The organism is Bradyrhizobium sp. AZCC 1610 (assembly GCF_036924515.1).
In the GTDB taxonomy this organism is placed as follows: domain Bacteria; phylum Pseudomonadota; class Alphaproteobacteria; order Rhizobiales; family Xanthobacteraceae; genus Bradyrhizobium.
This window is the reverse complement of sequence record NZ_JAZHRR010000001.1, coordinates 2,422,680-2,445,256: the sequence shown is the minus strand read 5'-3', so window position 1 is coordinate 2,445,256 and position 22,577 is coordinate 2,422,680. Positions and strand designations below refer to the sequence as shown.

Annotated in this window: 21 protein-coding genes, 1 tRNA gene, 1 pseudogene and 1 other annotated feature; of the genes and pseudogenes, 10 read left to right on the top strand and 13 right to left on the bottom strand. The window is 59.2% G+C overall.

Going from position 1 to position 22,577, the window contains the following annotated elements; genetic code table 11:
• The first annotated feature begins 391 nt into the window (after positions 1–391).
• Positions 392–859 (top strand): transposase, encoded by a 468-nt coding sequence (locus V1279_RS37805; protein ID WP_442894755.1) that lies wholly within the window; start codon positions 392–394, stop codon positions 857–859.
• 409 nt (positions 860–1,268) lie between these two features.
• Here V1279_RS37805 and V1279_RS11625 read toward each other — a convergent pair whose 3' ends face one another.
• The gene (locus V1279_RS11625) at positions 1,269–2,723 is read right to left on the bottom strand and encodes a family 16 glycosylhydrolase (RefSeq protein WP_334435573.1); all 1,455 of its coding nucleotides are present in this window, start codon (positions 2,721–2,723) and stop codon (positions 1,269–1,271) included.
• Between the two features lie 987 nt (positions 2,724–3,710).
• Here V1279_RS11625 and V1279_RS11620 point away from each other — a divergent pair.
• Positions 3,711–3,860, top strand: coding sequence for an FAD-dependent oxidoreductase (locus V1279_RS11620; RefSeq protein ID WP_334435571.1), 150 nt, complete (start codon positions 3,711–3,713; stop codon positions 3,858–3,860).
• Between the two features lie 96 nt (positions 3,861–3,956).
• Positions 3,957–4,820, top strand: coding sequence for an NAD(P)/FAD-dependent oxidoreductase (locus V1279_RS11615; protein WP_334435568.1), 864 nt, complete (start codon positions 3,957–3,959; stop codon positions 4,818–4,820).
• A 684-nt stretch (positions 4,821–5,504) separates the two neighbouring features.
• On the opposite strand, the pseudogene V1279_RS11610 reads toward V1279_RS11615, so the two are convergent.
• The 6 genes and pseudogenes from V1279_RS11610 to V1279_RS11585 form a co-directional block, all read right to left on the bottom strand.
• A pseudogene (locus tag V1279_RS11610) lies at positions 5,505–5,582 on the bottom strand (ferredoxin FdxA); the annotation flags it as partial.
• A gap of 63 nt (positions 5,583–5,645) precedes the next feature.
• Positions 5,646–6,623 carry a HEAT repeat domain-containing protein gene (locus V1279_RS11605; protein ID WP_334435566.1) on the bottom strand — a complete coding sequence of 326 codons (978 nt, stop codon included), beginning with the start codon at positions 6,621–6,623 and terminating at the stop codon, positions 5,646–5,648.
• A 2-nt stretch (positions 6,624–6,625) separates the two neighbouring features.
• Positions 6,626–6,859 carry a 4Fe-4S dicluster domain-containing protein gene (locus tag V1279_RS11600; protein ID WP_334435564.1) on the bottom strand — a complete coding sequence of 78 codons (234 nt, stop codon included), beginning with the start codon at positions 6,857–6,859 and terminating at the stop codon, positions 6,626–6,628.
• Between the two features lie 32 nt (positions 6,860–6,891).
• Positions 6,892–8,634, bottom strand: coding sequence for a fumarate reductase/succinate dehydrogenase flavoprotein subunit (locus V1279_RS11595; protein WP_334435562.1), 1,743 nt, complete (start codon positions 8,632–8,634; stop codon positions 6,892–6,894).
• Between the two features lie 162 nt (positions 8,635–8,796).
• Entirely contained in the window at positions 8,797–9,570 is a 774-nt protein-coding gene (locus V1279_RS11590; protein WP_334435559.1) for a ferredoxin--NADP reductase, read from the bottom strand.
• Positions 9,571–9,712: 142 nt separating this feature from the next.
• The gene (locus V1279_RS11585; RefSeq protein ID WP_334435557.1) at positions 9,713–10,954 is read right to left on the bottom strand and encodes a YeiH family protein; all 1,242 of its coding nucleotides are present in this window, start codon (positions 10,952–10,954) and stop codon (positions 9,713–9,715) included.
• On the opposite strand from V1279_RS11585, the gene V1279_RS11580 reads away from it, so the two are divergent.
• The 6 genes from V1279_RS11580 to V1279_RS11555 all read left to right on the top strand — a co-directional run bounded on the left by V1279_RS11580 (position 10,881) and on the right by V1279_RS11555 (position 15,700).
• Positions 10,881–11,186, top strand: a complete 306-nt coding sequence (locus V1279_RS11580; RefSeq protein ID WP_334435555.1) for a gamma-butyrobetaine hydroxylase-like domain-containing protein — start codon at positions 10,881–10,883, stop codon at positions 11,184–11,186. The genes V1279_RS11585 and V1279_RS11580 overlap by 74 nt on opposite strands.
• Before the next feature lie 101 nt (positions 11,187–11,287).
• A complete protein-coding gene (locus V1279_RS11575) occupies positions 11,288–12,070 on the top strand; it encodes a Crp/Fnr family transcriptional regulator (RefSeq protein WP_334435553.1) in 783 nt (260 codons plus the stop codon).
• Between the two features lie 163 nt (positions 12,071–12,233).
• Complete coding sequence (locus tag V1279_RS11570) at positions 12,234–13,655, top strand: ABC transporter substrate-binding protein (protein ID WP_334435550.1); 1,422 nt, start codon at positions 12,234–12,236, stop codon at positions 13,653–13,655.
• Entirely contained in the window at positions 13,652–14,557 is a 906-nt protein-coding gene (locus V1279_RS11565) for an ABC transporter permease (protein ID WP_334435547.1), read from the top strand. Before V1279_RS11570 ends, V1279_RS11565 begins: the two co-directional genes overlap by 4 nt.
• Positions 14,554–15,426, top strand: a complete 873-nt coding sequence (locus tag V1279_RS11560) for an ABC transporter ATP-binding protein (RefSeq protein ID WP_334435544.1) — start codon at positions 14,554–14,556, stop codon at positions 15,424–15,426. The genes V1279_RS11565 and V1279_RS11560 overlap by 4 nt, the downstream gene beginning before the upstream one ends.
• Positions 15,427–15,505: 79 nt before the next feature.
• Entirely contained in the window at positions 15,506–15,700 is a 195-nt protein-coding gene (locus V1279_RS11555) for a hypothetical protein (protein WP_334435541.1), read from the top strand.
• Positions 15,701–15,756: 56 nt separating this feature from the next.
• Here the strand turns inward: V1279_RS11555 and V1279_RS11550 are convergent, their stop codons facing one another.
• The gene (locus tag V1279_RS11550) at positions 15,757–17,238 is read right to left on the bottom strand and encodes a SulP family inorganic anion transporter (protein ID WP_334446336.1); all 1,482 of its coding nucleotides are present in this window, start codon (positions 17,236–17,238) and stop codon (positions 15,757–15,759) included.
• An 80-nt stretch (positions 17,239–17,318) separates the two neighbouring features.
• Positions 17,319–17,372: a sequence feature (sul1 is cis-regulatory element that is thought to sense ions involved in sulfur or methionine metabolism; They are found in Alphaproteobacteria), on the bottom strand.
• A gap of 474 nt (positions 17,373–17,846) precedes the next feature.
• On the opposite strand from V1279_RS11550, the gene V1279_RS11545 reads away from it, so the two are divergent.
• A tRNA-Gln gene (locus V1279_RS11545) sits at positions 17,847–17,920 on the top strand.
• A 34-nt stretch (positions 17,921–17,954) separates the two neighbouring features.
• On the opposite strand, the gene V1279_RS11540 is transcribed toward V1279_RS11545, so the two are convergent.
• The 5 genes from V1279_RS11540 to V1279_RS11520 form a co-directional block, all read right to left on the bottom strand.
• Positions 17,955–19,169 carry a cytochrome P450 gene (locus tag V1279_RS11540; RefSeq protein ID WP_334435538.1) on the bottom strand — a complete coding sequence of 405 codons (1,215 nt, stop codon included), beginning with the start codon at positions 19,167–19,169 and terminating at the stop codon, positions 17,955–17,957.
• Between the two features lie 127 nt (positions 19,170–19,296).
• A complete protein-coding gene (locus V1279_RS11535) occupies positions 19,297–20,247 on the bottom strand; it encodes a catechol 2,3-dioxygenase (RefSeq protein WP_334435535.1) in 951 nt (316 codons plus the stop codon).
• A 12-nt stretch (positions 20,248–20,259) separates the two neighbouring features.
• Positions 20,260–21,105, bottom strand: a complete 846-nt coding sequence (locus V1279_RS11530; RefSeq protein WP_334446334.1) for a hypothetical protein — start codon at positions 21,103–21,105, stop codon at positions 20,260–20,262.
• Between the two features lie 7 nt (positions 21,106–21,112).
• Complete coding sequence (locus V1279_RS11525) at positions 21,113–21,805, bottom strand: 4-carboxy-4-hydroxy-2-oxoadipate aldolase/oxaloacetate decarboxylase (RefSeq protein WP_334435532.1); 693 nt, start codon at positions 21,803–21,805, stop codon at positions 21,113–21,115.
• Positions 21,802–22,527, bottom strand: coding sequence for a PIG-L deacetylase family protein (locus V1279_RS11520; protein WP_334435529.1), 726 nt, complete (start codon positions 22,525–22,527; stop codon positions 21,802–21,804). The genes V1279_RS11525 and V1279_RS11520 overlap by 4 nt, the downstream gene beginning before the upstream one ends.
• Positions 22,528–22,577 lie beyond the last annotated feature (50 nt).

Sequence of the window (22,577 nt, the reverse complement as noted above, 5' to 3'; positions counted from 1 at the left end):
CTTAAACTAATGCTCAATTTGCGTTGCACTAATTAATGCGGAAGGATTGGTGCGCCGCAACTTGATTATTCTAACCCACGCATGACCGAGACTTGTGCAGCTTGAGCGCTCAATGAGCAAGTTCCCGTGACGACCAGCCGACACTCATAATCGTGAAGCGCGACTCCGCACTCCAGCACTGACGTTTTCACCCAAGGTTGTGAAGGCTGCATGCGAAAAGAAAACCTGCGTGAAACCACAACAACACGGATTCTCGTTCACAGCGCTGGCTGTACGAGTGCTTAGACGTTAGGCACTTGCTCCATCTCGCGATCGTCACAAAGACTTGGTATGTTTTTCGCATAAGTCTAACCAGTAAGATTTGGGGTGGGGGCGTTCACCAAGCAATTGCATGAGGCCCCATATGCGTACCGACCTACTGCTCTGCTTCAAGGATGAAGGTGCCGCGCTTAGTTTGGTTGAAGCGCACGTTTGGCCGGATGGCGTTGTGTGTCCACACTGCGGGGAAACTCGCCGGACCGGCTTGTTGCGTGGGCTCAGCACCGTGCCGGGTACACGCAAATGCTACCGCTGCCGCCGGCTGTTTTCCGTCCGATCGGGAACAATCTTTGAATGTAGTCATGTGCCGCTGCACAAGTGGCTGCAGGCCTTCTTCCTCACAGGCTGTGGTAGGGAAACGATCAAGCCGTATCACCTGAGCCAGACTATTAACGTCTCATTCAAGACCGCGGCGCTCATGATCGAAGAGATCAAGCGATCCGCCGTAGCGTCTGAGTTGCGATCGGAGGTAGATGAAACTGTGATCGCTCCGCAACTTCCAGCCCGTCATTCATCGGCCAAACGTCGAAGTTTGCCCTAACCGCACGGAGCTAATTCAATGCGGAAGCGAACTGACCACGCGACGCACCAAAGCAAGGAGGCGGATTCCGATCTTGATCCAGACCCGGAGACGAGCAGCAGCAATTTGATCGCGGAATTCGAGCAGGACTTAGCTCGCATCCTACGCTCGGGTCTAACTCGGAAACGCGTGCCCCGCGAACGAAGCGAGACGGAGAAAGACTGACCATCTATCCAGATCGTATTGATTGATCCAATCAGACACGCATGGCGGTAATTCAATAACGCGCCCTAAGCTCGGCCGGCCGCCTCCTTGACCAGCGGCGGTCTGGTGCGTTTGAGCGCGTCGCCGCTGTCTGTTGCCAATCCCGCGGCGCTTACCGCGCCAGCATGCCAAGGCTCGTTGCCGTCCACGCGCAGCAGTTAAAGCCTCAGAGGATGAAGTAATCAGGACTAAGATGCGCCGCGCCAATGACCACACCAAAGTCGGCCGTATGATCGCCGTTGACGTCGGCTGACAGAATCCCGTTGCTCAATCGAAGCTGTCCTGCCGCGCTAAAGGGATCCGATCCCATGAAGGTAAAAGCTTGATTGCCACTGACCAGCGTGTTGGCATCAACAGCACTAAAGTCGATGCGATCTCCTGCGGCCCCTGAAAACGCGATAATGGTGTCCCGCGCAGAATACGGGCTTTCCACGATACTTTCGAAACGGAACGTGTCCGCCCCTCCTTCGCCGTCCAACCGATCGATACCAAAACCACCGATCAGCAGATCGCTCCCGTTTCCACCATAGAGCTTATCGTTCCCACTCCCTCCGAGCAGCCTGTCATTGCCGGCATCGCCATACAGATAATCATCGCCGGCCAGACCCGACAGCGTATTGGCGTTTCCATTGCCATAGAGCTGATTGTTTCCGCTGTTTCCGGTCGCGTCGAGGGGGCCTGAACCAAAAAGACGCAGCTTTTCGACGTTCTCGGGCAGGGTGTAGGATACCGTTGCATTGACGGTATCGAACCCGCCTCCGGGCTGTTCGCGTATTACAGTGGACGCGATATCAACGACGAAAGTGTCGTTGCCGTTCGCTCCGACGAGTACCGGACCGGGGCCGGGCACCAGACCGTCCAATTCATAGGCACGAAAATAATCTACATACAGCATCTGATGATCGAGCGCTGGATCAATCGGCCAGCCGCCACCTGCGGCCAGATCGATCATGAACATCAGATCCATGTTGAGCGTGGCAGGCGTGGGCAGCGAAAAGTGGGCGTGACCATCCATGGAAAACGTCATGGTATCTGGACTGATTTCGACGCCGAAGGTATGCCATCCCGTCGTCAGCACACCTTGACCGACTATGTTTTGATGGGATTGGTTCGTGTGGCCTTCCAGGACCGTCCCGTTCCAATTCCAGTCGTGCAAAGAGCTTGAATATCGATCGACCAGTGCGATACCGTGCTGCTCCATCACGTCGATCTCAAAGACATGATCTCTTGTCGTCGAGAGACGCTCTTCCTCAATGGCCCAGAAGGCGGGCCACACGCCCTGGCCTGCGGGCAACCACATTCTGACCTCGTAGTACCCATAGGGATCACCATCCTGCGGAGTGGTGCTGGTTCCGTTCGGAAACGTGTTCGAGATGAGGCCGCTCTGGAGCTGGCCTGCCGCAGTCCGTGTCATTTCGATCTGCAGGGCACTCTCGCCGCCCTGCTGCACGATTGAGAACGGAGAACTGCCGCCGCCAACAGGCATGAACGAAGCACTGCCAAAGCCGCCGCCCCAAGCCTGAGCGGTGTACCAATTGGCCGTTGCGGTCGTGGTGTTGGCAATACTCAGCCCAGTAAATTCGTCTGCAAACACGAGAGAATAGGTGGCTGGTGCGGGCACGTTTCCCTCGCCATGCGTAGGAGATTCCGACGCGCTTGAAGTACTCGGACACCAAGGTCGGATCGCGGCGATCGCCTCGATCTCCTCTCGAAGAGACCATCAACTTGCTGTGAAACGTTAAGAGAGAGCATAACCCCACATCTTGCGGCATACCGCGGCGATTTGGTTGATGCAGCGAGGTAGGAGTCCAAGAGCCTCGGCTTTAATGAAGAAATTCTTCAGTGTAGTCGCCGCCCAGGCGATCTCGCGTGCCCAGATGGCGTCAAATGGGCATATGAGCTTCGTGGGCAATTCGACAATTTCACCCACGCGAACCGAGTCCTGATGCGCATGCTGGAGCGGCACGGGCAAGTCGCGTAGTCTGGCCGTAGCCTAAATCGATCCTGACAGGCTGTTGCGGGGAAACAACCAGGTGATCGTCCGCGTCGCCTCGCAGGCGAGCAAAGGCGGCCGATTGGCTGCTCGCTTTCCTGACAAACCATGGGGACAGCGCGAGCAGAGATCGCGAGGCCGCGCGGATATTGAATCGGAGCGTTACTCGGCCTATCATTTACGTGCTTCGCATGATGCCTCTTCGCCGTCTGGCTTGGTCTCGATCAGGGTCCCGTCCTCCATACCGTGGAGGTTACCGGCGCAGCCCCAAGGCGCGGCGTGCAGGGCTTCTCCGTGAGTCACTTTCAACCTTTGGAGAACATCATGCGACGTAAGCTGACGTAAGTCAGTCCGCTATACCGATGCCGAAATTGAGCTCGCGTAGCAGCTTTTTGCCAAAGCGCTGGCCGCTGGGACGCTGAAACCTCCCCGTGGTCTCGCCGAGATCGTACTGAGCAATGGCTATCGGCAATCCATTTCCCCCTATTTCGAGAGGCACCAAAGACTTGCCACCATGATGGCCAATAACCAGCCGTCAAACGGGGGGGCGAGCGGGTGGCCAATGAAGCGGACGTGGGCTGGCTCGGCGCTTCTGTAGGTATCCATGGAGACATCATGCGGGTCGTTATTTGCGGAGGCGGCGTGATCGGAGCCTGCACCGCCTACTTCCTCGCTCGCCGCGGGATCGACGTCATTGTGGTGGAGCGGACGGAAGTGGCCGCCGCGGCGTCCGGCAAGGCCGGCGGTTTTCTGGCGCTTGACTAGTGTGCCGGCACTCCGCTCGATGCGATGGCACGGCGGAGCTTCCAGCTTCATGCCGCCCTGCCCCGCGAGATTGGCGCTGATTGGGCCTTCCAGCGCATGACCGCGTACAGCGGGTTCGTTGTTCCCGATGATGACGCTCGTCGTCATGTGCCATCCAAACTCGATTGGCTTTCCGACGGAGTGACCATCGCCCAGCAACTCGGCACGCCAGAGACAACGGCGATTGTTCACCCGCGCAAATTCAGCTCCGCAATAATGAGCGCCGCGCAAGGGTATGGTGCCGAATTGCGAACAGCGCAGATCACCGGGATGGTCCGGAGCGCGGACGGATCGATGATAAGAGGCGCTGAGATCGATGGCTCCCTCATCGAGGCGGATGCCGTCGTGATCGCCATGGGACCTTGGTCACTGATGGCGGCGGCGTGGCTGGCTCTGCCCGCTGTGTTTGGGCAGAGAAGCCCAAGCCTCGTTTACGACACCGGCACGGACGTCCCGGCGGACGCGCTCTTCCTCGAATATCATGAGGAGAGCGGCGCCGTCGTGACGGTCGAAGTGTTCCCGCGGGTCGACGGGAGTACTCACATCACCGCTTTCTCTGATCAGGCTCCTCTGCCCCTCGAACCGGCCACCGTGACGCCGGACCAGAGAGAAATCGATCGCCTGCAAACGATCTCCGAGCGGCTGTCGCCTGTGTTCCAGCCGGAAAGGATAATCGCGCGGCAAGCCTGCTTTCGTCCGGTCACACAAGATGGCCTGCCGCTGATCGGCAGGCTGCCGCAGAACAAGGGCGCCTACGTCGCCACGGGTCATAACGTCTGGGGCATCCTCAACGCTCCTGCAACGGGCGAAGCGTTGGCAGAACTGATCACCGAAGGCGTCTCGCGCAGCACCGATTTGACGCCTTTCGATCCCGTCCGGCTCCGGCCACTCGACCCATGGCTGCTGCGCTCCAGCTACTAAGTTGGCGCAGAAATGATGGGGCGGAACGGGCAAGGAATCGAACTCTCGTATTCAGCTTGGAAGAGTCTTCGGACTCCCGGAATGCTTTCAAAGGCCGTTCTCGATTCCGAAATAATCGCAAGCATTGAAGATTCGCGGCCTCGCCGACCAGCTTGCGCTAAGGAATGAAGTGCAGCGTTCCTACTACCCTGCCGAGGCGGACGCCTGATCGTCGGCGCATGGCAGCGCATATATACCAGCTCAATGCCGACTAGTCCGGTCACCTTAGCTTTGGTCGTCTGCGCCAAGCATAGCAGAACGCATATTGCCGCGCCGACATAGAAGATGACGTTTCTCTGAGGAGAACCGATACACGCTCGCAACGTCTGGAAGCAGCAATATCTCTTTGTAGTTCTGAAGCCGCACCAAGGCGTATGTCACTGCAACGAATTGCCGAAGAGGATAGTTCGCCCGGTATTCGCGCTACTGGATGCCTTTGCGGAAAGACGCCAAAAGGCCTCCCCCACGGACCTGACGCTCATTCGTGCTGAATGCCAAGTTCAAGAACGTTGCTCCAGTAACACCCGAATCTCGCGAAGCCATTTCCTTAGGCGTTTTACTTCACCTTCAACGAGAGACGGATCACTCTGCGCATAGCCTGGAAGTAGTGAGCCGTGATAACCAGCCATTAGGGAGCAGGATTTAGAAGCAATCGACGGGGCACACCTCAACGCAGTCGGTGTATTTGCACTTGATGCAGGCTTCGGTGACGACATACGTCATCTGAGGCTCCTAACTATCTCGCCACGCTTACTGGGTACCCAGGTTATCCCGCAGTTCAGGGCGCTAAGAACTCGTCTTCGCCTTCCTGGCAACGATCTGCTGGAGCGCCCAGCGCGCGTTTTTTCTGACTTCGGGATCCGAATCATTGGCGACAAGGACGAGAAACGCTTCGGCGGCTGGATCGGCAATCTCGCCCAACGCCGCCGCAGCTTCCTTGCGCAGATTTGCCTGCTCGTGAGTGATGCACTTGCCGATCGGAATGACCGCCCGGTCGATTTTCATCTTGCCGAGGCTTCTGATCGCCTTGAGTCGCACCTGCCAGAAATCGTCCGTCAACGCGGCAATCAATTGATCCGCCGCGACCATGCCATTGGCGTTCTGGCCCAACGTCTCCGCCGCCATCTCGCGGACCATCCAGTCTTCATCACCAAGCGTACGCGTGATCGATTCGGCCGCAGGCTTCATCTGCGAAAACGCCAGCGCGCTAACCGCCGCCCGCCTGACATGGGCATCCGGATCGCCAGTGGATGCAGTGAGTGCAGGTATTGACTCCTCAAGCTTCAGAAAGCCGATCACGCCGATTGCCTGTACGCGGACCGCGGCATCGCTGTCCCTGAGCGCCTCCAGCGCCGGCTTGAGCGTGTCCTTGCGCCGTAGTTCCTTCAACGCACGGAGAGCGCCCATGCGGACAAACGCGTGCCCGTGCTTGACCAGGGGAAGAATCGCGTCAGCACATGCCGGATCCTTGAATTCGGCCATGCTGTCAGCCGCAGCTGAAGCGACCGCCGGCTCGGGATCGACAAGCAGTTTCGCCAGGGCCGCTGCCGACTCCGGACCGTCGAACTCCCCGAGTGCCATCGCCACCTGCTGACGCACCCCGGCGTCGGGGTCCGCGACCATGCCGCTCAGATGTCCGACGGCTGCGGGATCCCCGGAATGGCCAAGCGCAATGATCGCGACGCGGCGCTCGCCCGGATCGGCCGCCCCGAGCCGTTCATCGGCGTCCTTGAGATCGTCATAGGATTCGAAAGGGCCCGACATGATTACCTCAGGAGATAGGGAATGTTGACGGTAACGGCGCCGGTCGGGCAATCGGCCTCGCAAGGCATGCAATACCAGCACTCGTCGTAGGCCATGTAGGCCTTCCCGGTCATGTCACTGATGCGAAGAACGTCGAGAGGACAAACGTCGACACAGACAGTGCACCCCTTGTCCGCGATACACTTGGCATTGTCGACGACGACCGGCACGGAGGTCTGATAACTGGCGAGAGGCATTGATAATCTCCTGTTGCTTCGTTGCAGGGCCGTTACGCGCTGGCGCGGATGCGCTGCTTGTCGTAGAGATCCTTCTCTTCGTCGGCGATCGGCACGACGTATGGCTCCACATCCCGCTTCTCGCTGGTCATCCTGCCGTCCTTCTTGCTGAGAAGCGTGTGGCAGAACCAGTTCTCGTTGTCCTTCTCCGGGAAATCGGTACGAAGGTGATAGAGGCCCCAGCGGCTTTCCTCGCGGTAGAGCGTGGCGTGGGCGGCCATGTCGGCACAATCCAGTATCGACTGGGTCTCGAGCGCGCGCAGCAGTTCGTGCGAGTTGCGCGCGATCATCTGCTGCTCCATATCCTCACGAACCTCCGCCAACCGGCGCTGACCGAGTTCGAACTTGCGCGTGACCTTCGGCGGCTGCAGATAATCATTCACGAGGCGACGGGCCTTGTATTCGATCTGGTTCGGCGGGATGCCGTCTTCCCGCTTGGTCGGCGCCATCACACGGTCGCGCTCCTTGGCCACGTCAGCGGCATCGAACGTGGCGAAGTCGTGATTGTCCGCGAATTCCATCGCGTCGGTGCCCGCGACCGAGCCGTTGGTAAAAGCGCCGAGCATGTAGTTGTGAGGCACGCTGGCCATATCGCCGGCGGCATAGAGGCCGGGCACGGTCGTGCGCGCAAAATCATCGACGAACACACCGGACGCGCTATGTCCTGAACAGAACCCGATCTCGGAAATGTGCATCTCAATCGATTCTGTCCGGTAGTCGGTACCCCGTCCCTTCTGGAACAGCCCGCGTGTCGGGCGCTCGACCTTGTGGAGCGTGGACTCGATTTCCTCGATCGTCTTCTCGTGAAGATGCGAGAGCTGAAGGAACACCGGTCCCTTGCCGGACAGCAATTCGTTGTAGAATTCCAGCATCATCTGGCCCGACCAATAATCGCATTCGATGAAGCGCGATCCTTCGTTGTTGGCGGTGAACGCACCGAAGGGACCAGCGACATAGGCGCAGGCCGGTCCGTTGTAATCCTTGATCAGCGGATTGATCTGGAAGCATTCGAGGTTCGCGAGTGCCGCGCCGGCATGATAGGCCATCGCGTAGCCGTCGCCTGAATTGGCGGCATTCTCGTATGTTCCGAACATGTAGCCGGAGGTCGGAAGGCCTAGGCGCCCTGCGGCACCCATGCAGAGTATGACGGCCTTGGCCTTGATGACCAGGATTTCCGCCGTGCGGGTGTTGACGCTGATGGCCCCTGCCACGCGCCCGTCGCTCGACGTCAGCAGGCGCGTCGCCATATACCGGTTCGAGATCAGGATTCTCGCGCGCCGGAGCTGCCGGTAGATCGCCTTCTTCACCGTCTCGCCGTTCGGCATCGGCAGCACATAGGTGCCGATGTGGTGCACCTTCTTGACCGCGTAATCGCCGTTCTCGTTCTTCAGAAAACGGATGCCGAAGCTGTCGAGCTCCTCGATGATCTTGTAGCAATTCTGGGCGTACTTGTAGACCGCCTTCTGATCGACAATGCCGTCGTTCGCGATGGTTATTTCCTTGGTGTATTGCTCCGGCGTTGCGTAACCGGGAATGACGGCGTTGTTCAACCCATCCATCCCCATCGAGATAGCGCCCGACCGCTTGACGTTCGCCTTTTCGAGCAGAACGACATTCGCTTTGGGATTTTTCAGCTTGGCCTTGAGTGCAGCCATCGGCCCGGCCGTACCGCCGCCGATAACGAGCACATCGCAGGAAACTTCCGAAAGCCCGTCGACGATCTCATCCATTGCCATCACTCGCTCCTGGTTCGGCGTTTTCGCCGTCTTAGCGCTAGATTTGTTCGGTTGGCCCCTCGACGATAGCAATTAGTTGTCGCCGGAGAGAGAAACCCAATGTTTGGGCCTGCTGCCGAAATCGAAGTCAGCTCTTGAACAACAAAGAGGCAGACGCGACCATTATCGTTCGACGAAGGCTTTCTCGATCACGAAGTGCCCCGCCTCACTGTGATTGCCTTCGACAAAACCCCGCCCCGTGAACATCACGCGGAGTTCCTCCAGCATGCCGGGGCTTCCGCACAACATGATGCGGTCGGTCTCCTGGTCCAGCACGGGAAGTCGCACGTCGTTGAAGAGCTGACCTGATTCGATCAGGTCGGTGATGCGGCCACGGTTGCGGAAAGGCTCCCGGGTCACGGTTGGATAATAGATGAGCTTGCCGGCGAGGAGCGATCCGAACAGCTCGTCCTGTCGAAGCTTCTCCACCAGGCGCTCACCGTAAGCCAATTCGGAAACCTGGCGGCAGCCATGGGCGAGAATGATCGTCTCGTAGGACTCATAGACATCGGGATCCTTGATGAGGCTGGCGAACGGCGCGATGCCGGTACCGGTCGAAAGCAGCAGCAGCCGCTTTCCCGGTATGAGATTTGCGATGATGAGTGTGCCGGTTGGCTTGCGGCCGACGAGAATGATGTCGCCCTCCTTGATCTTCTGCAGGCGCGAGGTCAGCGGTCCATCACTTACCTTAATGCTGAAGAATTCGAGGGCGTCCTCATGATTGGCGCTCGCCATGCTGTAGGCGCGGACAAGTGGCCGTCCATCGACCTCCAGTCCGATCATGGCGAATTGCCCATTCTGGAAGCGAAAGCCCGGATCGCGCGTAGCCGTAAAGCTGAACAGTGAATCGGTCCAGTGTTTCACCGACAGAACCGTTTCCTTCTGAAAAGCGCTCATCGTCCTTCTCCTCCTTCGATCGCTCGATCGCCAAAAAGCGCATGTCTGCGCGACGATGGAACGTTGGGTGAGAAGCGAAAATCTCGCAACGACGGACTTCAATTCTTGGTCGATTAGTTTCTAATTTTTCGCGCGGGCTTCATCAGAACGAATGATACTTAACGTACGTTAACGACAACCCGATCAGGATCGCGGAAAGAATCAACAGAAGCATGATGGGTTTCAAGCCGAAGGCGCGGATGCTTCTCCATGGCAACGTCAATCCGATCGCCGCCATCGACGTGACGAGGCAGAAACGCGATAGCGGCGTGGTCACCTGAGACAGTTCGCGCGGGACAAGCCCCGAAGCATTGAGTAACGCAGCCACAACAAAACCGACCAAAAAAGCTGGCGGCAACGGCAAAGATGGCTTTTGCGAAGCACGGCTACCCGTTGCGATGAAGGATATAGCGATGCACACTGGTGCGAGAAGCGCCACACGTAGGAGCTTTGTCACCGTGGCCATATCGCCGGTATCGGGATTGACGCTGTAGCCGGCAGCAACCGCGTGGGCCACTTCGTGAATACTTCCGCCGAGAAAAATGCCGCCTGCGGCCGAGCCGAGTCCGGCCATGTGAACCAGGAGCGGATATAGGATCATCGCCACGGACGATATGATGCTGACAGCGCCAATAGTGCAGGCAACATCTCGATTGGCCGAATCGTTACGCATGACTACACACGCCACGGCGGCGGCAGCCGATGCGCCGCAAATGGCGACCGAAGCGGCCGCGACCAACGACAACTCCCTTGTGATTCCGAGCATCGGGCCCAGGAGCCAACCTGCGACCAGGACGATCGCCACATTGATCGCGAGGGCGGCGACGTCGGCCATGTCGAGTATCTGCAAGGTCGCGAGCGAAATCTGAAATCCGAGCAGCGCGACGCCGATCCGCATCACCTGCCTGACAGCAAACGAAATGCCCGTTTGAAACAGTGCCGGGGGCGACCAGATCGCGGCAAGGACGAGGCCGAAGATCAAGCCCCAGATGACAGCAGACCCGGCCAGAAGCGCCATCCAGGTCGCAGCGCAGGCGATAAGCGCGCAGAGGGCGATACCCGGAATATCCCTCCAAAGCCAGCTCGGTTCAATGATCCCTCCCGACCGGTGCAACATTATCCTACCCCGCGCGATGTTCGCGAAGTGGTGTTCGCGATACTGACGCGAGACAAGCAAGTAATTTCCAAAACCGAGATTCGGCGCACGCCGGCAATTAGTTGCTATCTGTGCGATCACTCGGAAAGTAGCCTGTCCGAGGATGGATTTGCCGATGTCGATGTCACCACCGATTGCCGCAGAAGGAGCGAGTTGCGAGATAAGCGCCGATCTCGCCTCAATATCCATGATTGCAAACGGCGAATCTCGGGTGACTCTTACAGCGGAGAAGCTTCGGCTATCCTGCAAATGCGCGCATTGCACCCGCGCGCGCTTCGACGAACGCTTCCCCGAACGTTTCCCTGGGATCGCCATCGTGGAGGTCGCTGACCTCGGCTACGGTCTGAATATTTCGTTCTCGGACGGACACAACCGGGGCATCTACCCCAAAAGCTATTTGGCCAAATTGGCTGAGCCTTGATTCTGTTTGGGTTTTTCGTCCGCGTCTTTGGCGGCAACGATCAATCTGGCACGAAGATTGCTGCTTTTTAGATCAGTTCTTAAATGGTCTGGAGACCGGCAATGTTGTTGCAGGCTGGAAATGTGGTGAGCGGACGCTCGCCTTCGGCCGCGGCTGCGGCGACGAAATCAACCTCATCCCTGCTTCTTTCCGAGAACCAGCAATTGATGGGCGGTCCGCCGTCCCTGATGGAAAAGCTGACGATACGCGAGCGGGAGATCGTCCTGAAACAAGGGCGCCGAAAGGTCCTCAGTCGGGGGCAGACTATCTTCAGTCAGGGCGCGAAGCATGACGGCATCTTCCTGATCGAAAGCGGCCGAATCCGCGTATTTTATTCTTCACCGCTCGGACGCGAGATCACCCTCGCTTATTGGCATGCGGGCAATTTTGTGGGCGGGCCGGAGGTTTTCGACACCGGCATTCATCAGTGGTCCGGCGTCGCCTCCAGCAATTGCAGCATCGTGCAGCTTCCCGGGAAGGAACTGCGAACGCTCGCAATTGAAATTCCCAATCTCGCGATTGGGCTGATCGAGGGGCTCGCGTTCAAGGGCAAATGCTATTCAGCGCTCGCCCAGATGCTGGGGACGCGCTCGATTACGCAGCGGCTCGCGCATCTCCTGTTGCACCTCATGGATCTATACGGCGTCGAGGATCCCGATGGAGTCGTTATCGCCGCAGCTTTCACCCACGCCGACCTGGCGCACATGGTAGGGGCGACCCGGCAATGGGTGACGATCAGTCTCAAGCGAATGCAAAAAAAGCGGATTGTGCTGACGAAACGGTCGCAGATCGTCGTCTGCCTGCCAAATATTCTGGAAGAAATGCGCGGTCAGGCATCGGATTGAGCTTGAATGCACACGTAAGCGGCTTTGCAGAGCAAAACTGCCCAACGAGCATGCAACCGGCCTTTAACGGCAACTAATCTACTCCGATGCCAAGTCCGCATTTGCCTGGAACGCTGGCCCAACCAATCATGTGTGCAGTGCTTCCAACCGAATGGGGATGAACATGGTCCGCCAAGTCCAATCAATCTCGATAGCGCTATCCATAGCGTCCGTGGCTTTGGCTCTCGCGCAGCCGGCCAGAGGCGAAACGGTCACAATCGGCATCGGCACCCAGGATACCACGACCAACACCGTGACGACCGGCATCGTCATCCGCCAACTGCGCCTCCTGGAGAAGTACCTTCCGACGGACGGCAAGTATGCCAAAATCAAGTTCGAGCTCGAATGGCAGAACTTCACCTCGGGTCCTCCCGTCACCAACGGTATGATGGCCAACAAGCTGCAATTCGGTGCCATGGGAGACTATCCGCTCGTCGTCAACGGTTTCACGTTTGAGAAAAACCCTGAAAGCAAAAGCCGCCTGATCGCCGTCGCGGCTTACAGCATGTCCGGCTCTGGCAATGGTCTCGTCGTCCATAAGGACTCGCCGTATTACGAGTTCGCGGACCTCAAGGGTAACTTGGTCAGCGTCCCCTTTGGGTCGGCCGCTCATGGCATGATGCTGAAGGCGATGCAGGACCGGGGCTATCCGGCGGATTTCTTCCAGTTGGTCAGTCAAAGTCCTGAAGTTGGTTCGACGAATCTTCAGGAGAAGAAGATCGACGCCCACGCTGACTTTGTCCCGTTTGCCGAACTGCTGCCGTTTCGCGGATTTGCCCGCAAGATCTTCGACGGCGTGGAGACGAACCTGCCGACCTGGCACGGCGTCGTGGTCCGCACCGACTTCGCCGAGAAGTATCCGGAGGTCGTGGTCGCCTACATGAAAGCGATCATCGCCGCCAACCAGTGGCTCCGCGCCGATCCCAAACTGGCGGCGGAAAAAGTCGCGGAATGGACCGGCATCAGCAAGGAAGTCGTCTACATCTTCCTCGGTCCGAGCGGCAACATGACCACCGATCCCACCATCAAACCAGCCCTGATCGACGCGGCGGAAGTCGATGTCAAGGTGCTGCAGAACCTTGGACGAATGAAGGAATTCGATCCGAAGAAATGGGTCGACGACTCTTTCATCCGCAAAGCCTATGCCGATATGAAGCTGGACTATGATGCCCAACTCGCCAGCACCAAGAACTACGAGATTTCGGGCGACGACAAGTTCTGCAAGAAGCCTATCTCGGATCCGCGCAAGTCCGGCGAAGTGTGGGTCGAAGATGAAGGCATCCTTCCGTTCAGCAGCGCCACCTGCACGCTCGGCGCCTACGCGGATTTCAAAACCAAGGGAAAGAAGATCAACGTCACTTACGTCTTCGACACGGCGCGCGGCATCAAATTGTTCGCCGACCAGGCCTTCTTTGCGGTCGCCGGCGGCGATATCGCGCCGTTCCTGCTGAAGAAGGACGCCGAAGCTTACGCCGCCAAAAACAATGGCAAGGTTCTCGGCTTCGAGGAGGCGGTGAAGTCGGCCGTGGGCGGAGGCAAGACATGAGCAGTAGTCCTGCGCATGCGCTGCATCCGACGGAACGCGAAACACCCGCGATCGCGGCCGAACGGGCGCCCGCCGCTGAACCGGTCAACAATCCCGTCACGATCGGCGCCCTGGCTGCGCGCTGGTTCCGGCTCAACAAGGGTCGTCTACGCGCTACGCTGATCGGCGCCCTTTCCCTGGTCGCATTTCTGATTCTCTGGCACCTCCTGACAAAGTATCGCGTCGTGTTTTTCGTACGGTTCACCAACGTCCCTTCCCCACTTGCCGTCTACGAAAGCTTCACGACAGCAATCCATGACCCCAAATTCCTGATGCATGTTCTGCTGAGCTGCCGCCGAATCATATTCGGCTTCTCACTGGCGGCACTTGTCGCGATACCGCTCGGTCTCGTCATGGGCCGCTTCAAGCTGATCCATGAAATAGTATTCCCGGTTGCCGAAGTGCTTCGTCCGATTCCTGCGATCGCCTGGGTACCGATGGCGATCATGCTGTGGCCGACCAACGAACAGAGCATCGTCTTCATCACCTTCCTCGGCTCGTTCTTTCCGATCCTGGTGAACACGCTGCACGGCATGGTTCTGGTCGATCCGGTTCTGGTCCGGGCCGCGCGATGCCTCGGGGCCCGGGAAGCCTCGATCTTTCGCGAGGTATATTTTCCGGCTTCGCTTCCACACATTTTTACCGGACTTACCGTCGGAATGGGCGTTGCGTGGGTTTCGCTGATCGCCGCCGAGATGATCTCCGGCCAGTACGGCATCGGCTATTTCACCTGGGAAGCCTATTCGCTGGTCCAGTACGCCGACATCGCACTCGGCATGATCGCGATCGGCGTGCTCGGTCTAACGTCCAGTCTGCTGATCCGGTCCGCCGGCCGGCTCGCAATGCCGTGGGGGCGCACATGAGTCTGGTCGAGGCAAGAGCGGCCGAAGGCCACATTGAGGTCAAGAACTTCGCGCTCAGCTATGAAACGATTGACGGGCCCGTCGCCGCCGTTACGGACACACAGATCGATGTCAAGCCGGGCGAATTCGTCTCGATCGTCGGCCCATCAGGTTGCGGAAAATCCACGCTATTGAACGCGGTCGCGGGCTTCCTGAAGCCTACCGCGGGAACGGTCACGGTCGACGGAGAAGAGGTAAAGGGTCCGAGCGCCGAGCGCGGAATGGTCTTCCAGCAGTACTCGCTTTTCCCCTGGAAAACGGTCCGGGAGAACGTCGAATTCGGACTGAAGATGCGCGGCATGGACCGTTCCCGTCGTGATAGAGCTGCTCGCACCCTGCTCGGACTGGCCGGCCTTGAAGCGTTCGGAAAGCATTACCCAGACCGCCTTTCCGGCGGTATGAAGCAACGCGTTGGTATTGTGCGAGCCTTGGCGACGGGGCCGAAAGTTCTTCTACTCGATGAGCCCTTCGGCGCCCTGGATGCGCAGACGCGGGTCATCATGCAGCAAATCCTCAATAACATGTGGCAACGGCTGAAAATCTCAGTCCTGTTCGTGACCCATGATATCGACGAAGCGATCTTCCTTTCCGACCGCGTCTATTGCATGACGGCTCGCCCCGGCTCCATCAAGGCGGAAATTCCCATCCCGCTGGAACGGCCTCGTCAGCAGTCGATGATGATGTCGTCGGAATTCCTTGCCCTGAGACGCGGCCTGATGTCGTTGATCCGCGAGGAAAGCCTGAAAGCAATGGGGGGCGAAATCAGCGACCAAGGCTTGCAGGGCCTCAACATAGACCTCCACGGGCAATCCCTGGCTGACGTACTTTGAACAGCAAAGCCCCAACCAGTACCGGTCAGCAACCCAATTTAGGCGCTCGCTCAACAACTTTGTGTCCGGCGAGGATGCCATGACTTACGCCATTCACGCATCACGAGACGGACAAAGCGTCGTCACTATTCGCATCAGCCCCGATGCGGCGATCGACAAGGCTCGTCTGCTCGAACGCCTTGGCTGGCGGGTTCATATTACAGACTCGGCCGGGCACCAGTTCGGCCCATCTGACTTTTGTCTGCTGCTTATGGTTGATCGAGAAACGGCTTAAGGGCCTGTAGCCTCCTAGGTTTGATTCCCGAAAGCGGAGAGTTGGCGCGACCATTGTCAGTGCGCTAACTTCTGACTCGACTTTGGCTTGTGGTGAGTGCCGAACCGCTCGACCATAGTCGCGCTCGCCTCGTTCAGGCCGATCACTTCAACATGCGCTCCGTGGCGGCGAAGCTTCAGAACTATATCGTCTAGCGCGCCGATTGCGGTGATGTCCCAGAAATGCGCGTCGCTCACGTCAATGCGGACGTGCTCGGGGACATCCTGGTAATCAAAGGCATCGACAAGGCTATTGGAGGACGCGAAAAACACCTGCCCGGTTACAAAATAGGTAATCTCCTGGCCGTCTTCTGACAGTTCGGTGACGATCCCGAGCAACCGCGCAACCTTTGCGGCAAAGAAGACACCGCTCAGGACGACGCCGGTGAGAACACCCATCGAAAGGTCGCCGGTGGCCACCACAACCACGACGGTCGCCAGCATCACCACGCTTGAACTCAACGGGTGCGACCGCAAGTTGGTGACGGACGACCAGTTGAAGGTGCTGATCGAGACCATGATCATCACAGCGACCAGCGCCGCCATCGGGATTTGCTTGACCCAATCGCCCAGAACGACAATCAGGAACAGCAGGAATGCACCGGCGAAGAATGTCGAAAGTCTCGTCCGGGCACCGGCGGTGACATTGATCACCGATTGGCCGATCATCGCACACCCGCCCATCGCGCCCAGGAAGCCCGTGACGAAGTTGGCGACGCCCTGGCCGACGCATTCCCTGTTCTTGTTGCTGCCCGTGTCGGTCATGTCATCCACGATCGAAGCGGTCAGAAGGCTCTCCAGCAATCCCACGGCAGCCATCGTCAGCGAATAAGGCAGGATGATCTTCAGCGTCTCCAGATTGAGCGGGACGTCAGGCACCGCGAAGAACGGAAGGCTTGACGGCAATTCACCCATATCTCCGACGGTGCGCAGCTCGATGCCGGAATAGATCGCGAAGCCAGTCAGGACCACGATGCTGACAAGCGCCGACGGCACCCGCTTCGTGACATACGGGAAAAGATAGATGATCGCGAGGCCGACGCCGACCATCGCATAGGTTTCCCAACCGACATGCATCAGCTGCGGCAACTGGGCCAGGAAGATCAGGATGGCAAGCGCATTGACGAAGCCAGTCATCACCGAGCGCGATACAAACTTCATTAGCAGACCGAGGCGCAAGGCTCCGGCCACTATCTGGATCACACCCATGAGGACCGTGGCTGCGAACAGATATTGCAGGCCGTGGTCTCGCACCAGCGTGATCATGAGAACGGCAGTAGAGGCGGTTGCCGCCGAGATCATGGCCGGTCGGCCACCTACGATGGCGGTTACGCACGCAATCGAGAAGGAGGCGTAGAGGCCGACCTTAGGATCAACACCGGCCACAATAGAGAACCCGATTGCCTCTGGGATAAGCGCCAGTGCGACGAGCACGCCTGACAGCAGTTCCGTTGGGATGTTCGTCAGCCACTCGCGGCGCAACGATTGGAGGAATCTCATTTTTCTAGAACCAATATGACCAGCGAGGCGACGGGCAATGCCCGGTCGGCCTTGAATTAGGCAGATCGCGATTCGCTGAGGGGTTTCCGGGGGATAGGCGCCCGGCCGAGCCACCCGATCACATCGGGTCCGACGAGGCTTGGATAATGCCTTCGCTGCACCGCAACATCAAGAGAGAATATTGACCAGCGGACTGAACTGAAGATTTTGAGATTGGGCGTTAGTTGAGGCGCGGCAGGTTAAAAACCGGACATCCGCCCACGTCTACGCGTTTTACCCTGAAGGCCGGACATTCCGTAACCGCTCATTACCCGAATCGCGGCGGCCAACGCGAAGTGCGACGGCCAAACGGAGCGACTGACGCGATAGGCTAGCTAGTTCAACTCAGTCAGAGTCAGATAAGGAAGATCAGGGATCCGCTTTGGCGACCAATGCCATATCGGAGCAATAAAGCAGAAAAGCCTGCGAAAACGGCTAGGTGCAGGTTTATTCGCGGGCGATTCAACAAGGGCTAGACCGATATCATCTATGCGGGTATACGACCGTACCGATTTTTCGAAGCCATTTTGCAAACTTTTCGGAAAAACCGTTGTTAAATCAGCGACTTATGGGGAATGGTGTAACGGTAGCACAACAGACTCTGACTCTGTTTGTCTAGGTTCGAATCCTAGTTCCCCAGCCAGTCTTCCCGGCCCTTTCCCTCAGCCGCGCCCTCATCACACACCGGCCACAACCGGCAGCTCCGCGATCATGCGAATGCCAGGCCGCCTCCGCCAATGAATTTGCGAGGGCTCGACCGCCAGCTTGAGTGCGGGCCAGCGCGTGAACAGCGCCTGCAGTGCGCAAATTCCTTCGATCCGCGCGAGCTGGTGGCCGAGGCAGAAATGAATTCCTGTGCCGAACGCGAGATGCCGGTTCGGCCGCCGTTCGAGATCGAGGCGTTCGGGGCACTCGTTCGCCTCAGGGTCCAGATTGGCGGCGACGATCATCGCCATCACCCGATCGCCCTTCTTCAGTTTCACGCCGTCCAGATCGACGTCCTGGCGCACGTAGCGCGGTTTTGAGAATTGCACCGGCGAGACGAAGCGCAGGAATTCCTCCACCGCAAGCCCGGCACGGCTCCAGTCCGCGGCGAGCCAGTCACGGCGATCCGGATCCTTCAGCAGTTCGAAAACCGATCCGCTAATCAGATGGGTTGTGGTCTCGGAACCGGCGCCCAGCAGCAGAAACACCATCGAGACCATCTCGTCCGGCGTGATGCGTCCGCCTTCCCTCTCGACACGCACCAATTCGGCGATCAACCCTTCGCCGCCCTGCTCGCGCGTCAGCCGCAAGCGCTCTTTCAGATAGCGCCGCATCTTGATGAGGCCGCCGATCAGCCACAGAAAGCCGAGTGCATTGGTGAGATGCGCCATCGAATTGGCCCAGGCCATAAACTTCGGCCGATCCGCTGGCGGCAGGCCCAGCAACTCGCAAATTACCGCAAGCGGCAGCATCCGCGCATAACGTTGCACCAGATCGGCAGGGCTGCCATCGGCGAACAATTCATCGGCGAGGCGATCGGCGATGGCACGGATGTGCGGCTCCATGTCGAGCACCGCGCGGCGGCGAAACGCCTCATCGACGATATTTCGCAGCCGGGTGTGGTCCGGCTCGTCCATCGTCAGCATGTTGTTGGCCAAGTTCCCGATCAGCCTCGGCATCCACCAGGGCACACCGCCGAGCGCCCCGCCTTCCTTGCGCAGCGTGAACACTGTGCTGTCCTTCAGCACCCGCGCGGTCGCCTCAAAGGTCGTGGTGATCCAGACCCGGCCTATGATCGGGAATCTCGTCGCGACGGCAGAACCGATCGAGCGCAGTTGCGCGACGCCGGCCTGCGGATCGCGAAAAAACGCCTCGCTGGTGAAATCGAAATCCACATGCTGTGCCATCGCGCCGTTCCACACTGCCGCTTCGCCACCTGATCAAGATGGTGCGCGACAGCGAAGCCGCAAGGCTCGCCCTTTCGATCGCCCTCGCCGTAACTTTGTCGCGATCGATGATCCCAGCGTGCGCCTCTCACACTGGCGGCGTACCGTGCGTATGGAACGACTCGATCGTCTTCAGCCCCCAGGCCTGGCCCTTCTTGCGCTCCTCCTCGGTCCAGACGATCGGTTTCCAATCGGGCGCGAGGATGAGGCGGGCGCCGGCGTTGGCGACCTCGACGCGGTTGCCGCCGGGCTCCCAGACATAGAGGAAGAAGGTCTGCTGGATCGCATGCTTGTGCGGGCCGGTCTCGATGTGGACGCCGTTTTCGAGAAAGATATCGGCGGCGCGCAAAATCTCTTCGCGGCTGTCGAGCGCGTAGGTGACGTGATGGAAGCGGCCCGCCTTGCCGTAGTGATCGCGGGTATAGGCAAAATCGTAGCTCTTGTTCGACATCGTCATCCACATCGCGGCTTCGGTGCCGTCGTTGAGCACGATCTGCTCGGTGGTGCGCAAGCCGAGATAGTTTTCGAAGAACAGGCGGTTGGCCTTGATGTCGACGGCGAGGCAATTGAGGTGATCGAGCCGCCGCACATTGACGCCGCGCGCGGGAAACCGCTGCGCCTGGTTCTTCAGCGCCGGCTTCAGTTCTGGCGGTGCTTGATACCATTCGGTCTCGTAATAGAGCTCGACGATGTGACCATCGGGATCGCGGCAGCGGAACGCCGGTCCCTGCCCCATATCGCCGTCGACCCAGCCGATGTCGAAGCCGGAGTCTTTTAGCGCAGCGACGCGGCGCTCCAGCGCCTGAGGGCTGCGCGCCCGCAACGCCATGTGCTCCATGCCTGATGTTTTCGAGGCCGTCAGCTTGAGCGAATAGCGCTCGTAATCGTCCCAGCCGCGCAGGTAGACCGACTCGCCCTTCCGGCCGCTGACCGTCATGCCCATGACGTCAACGAAGAATTTCAGGCTCTCGTCCGGCTTCGGCGTCAGCAATTCCATGTGGCCGAGATGGGCGAGGTCGAAAATCGGCTCGGGGGTCATTGCACCTCTCCTCTAGCGCAATGCGCGCGTTACATCATCGAACAGTTCATCGACGGCAAACGCGCGCGGAATGAGTTTTTGCTGCGCGGAATAATCGATAATCAGCTCCAGCGAACGCTGCATCTCGCCCCGGTCAAAACGCGGTGCAGCGGGCGAAGCGGCAGCAGATTCGGCGAGTAGCCGATGGACCTCCCGCACCACATCCGGGTGCTGGTCGGACAACGTCCGGCTCACCACCACCATGTGGTTGATCGGCACCACCTTGTGTTTCTCGAACCAGGCTTTCTCTTCCGCGGCGACATCGGCAAACAGCGGCTTCAAATCCGGATGGTCCGATTTTTCGCCCAGCATGGCATCAAGCTCGCCATCGATCAGCATCTGCACGATCTGCTTGCCTGCGCCCGCCCGCTTCGTCGTGTCTACGAATTCGGCGACATGGGCGTCCTCGAACGTCACCCAGTCGATCGAATCGAGATCGACGCCGTAATCATTGGCGAGAATGCCGCGCAGCCACGCGCCGGTCGTGGTGGTGAAGGAGCGGATGCCGACGCGCTTGCCATTGAGGTCGCGCGGCGCGAGCTTTCCGGCCTTCGCATTGTAAAGCGCATGCCCATGCTGGAACCGCGCCAGCACGACATCCGGCAGCAGTACCATCGGCTTGCCGAAAGATTTCGCCATCAGATAGGTGACGATCGCCATCTCCGAGACGTCGAACGCCGCTTCACGGACCATCGGCTTGAAGCCTCTGTTCGTCGGCGAATAGTCGGCAAAATCGAACTGAACCAGGTCGGATTTGATCGACCCGTTCTTGAGCGCGGTCGTGCCGGGATAATCGCCGAGCAAGGTGCGCAGGCGCATCGCCACTTCAGTCTTCCTCCAGCTCATCGACATAGACGAGCCCGGCTTTCGCCAGTGGCTCGCGCATATTGTACATGTCGAGCCCGAGCACGCCGGCCGCCAACTGCTTGCGCTTGCCGTCTTCGTCGGCGACGCGCTTCTCGCCCTTGGCGACGACATCGGCGGCGTCCTTGCGCCCGATCACCACCACACCGTCGTCATCGGCGACCACGGCATCGCCCGGCACGACATTGATACCAGCGCAGACCACGGGAACATTGACGGCGCCGAGCGTCGCCTTCACCGTGCCCTTGGCCGAGATCGCCTTCGACCACACCGGAAAGCCCATTTCACGCAGCGATTTGGCGTCGCGCACGCCGGCATCGATGACGAGCCCCTTGACGCCGCGTGCCATCAGCGAGGTCGCCAGCAGATCGCCGAACATGCCGTCGGTGTTGTCGGTGGTGCAGCCGACCACCAGGATGTCGCCGGGCTGGCACTGCTCCACCGCGACATGGATCATCCAGTTGTCGCCGGGCTGCGCCAGCACGGTCACGGCGGTGCCCGATGTCTCGGCCCCGCTCCAGACCGGCCTCAGATACGGCTTCATCAGCCCGAAGCGGCCATAGGCCTCATGTGCGGTAGCGACGCCAAGCGCGCCCAGCCGTTTCACCAACTCAGCATCGGTGCGCTTGATGTTGCGGACGACGACCGTCTTCATGCCAGTTCCTCCATCGCCATCGGGAACAGCCGCTGATACGCCTCACCATAGGTCATCGGCTTGCCGGTATTGCGGCCGCCCTGCACGCCCCGCTGCAACGCGACCCGCTCATAATAAGCCCACAGGTGCTTTTGCGCGGCGAGAATCTCGAACGTCTTGCGCTTGATGTCCCAGACCTCGTCGATGTTGAGGATCACCTGCGGCTTGAAATTGCACATCTCGGGCTGGTGCGGCTCGAACAGGAACACCGGCGGCGCTGAATAGGTGTATTTGGCGCCAGGCTTGTGGCCCATCGCCTGCGCGACCACGCGGGTTTCCTGGGCGAAGTGCGCCGCATTCGGATGATCGAAATTATAGGGATCCTCCAGCGCATGGGTCAGCACGAAGGACGGATTGAGCTCACGGTAGATATCGACCATGCGGTCGAAATGCGCTTCCGTCAGCCGCAGCGGATAATCGCCGGCGTCGAAGAATTCGATTTCCGCGCCCAGCATTTCCGCCGCGCGCTGTGCCTCGTCGCGCCGTCCGGCCTTGACCTTCTCCATTGTCGCGCCCGCCTCCTTCCAGGCGAACTGGCTTTCGCCGCGCTCGCCAAACGACAGGCAGGCGATCTTGATGCGATAGCCCTTCCTGGCGTGCAGCGCGATCGCGCCGCCCGCGCGCCAGACGAAATCGCCGGGATGCGCCGTGACCACCAGACCCGTTTTGCCAGCGTTGCTCATGATCGGGATTTCCTCCTTCGCTTGTTGCACATTGCCGGCCACACCGGCAG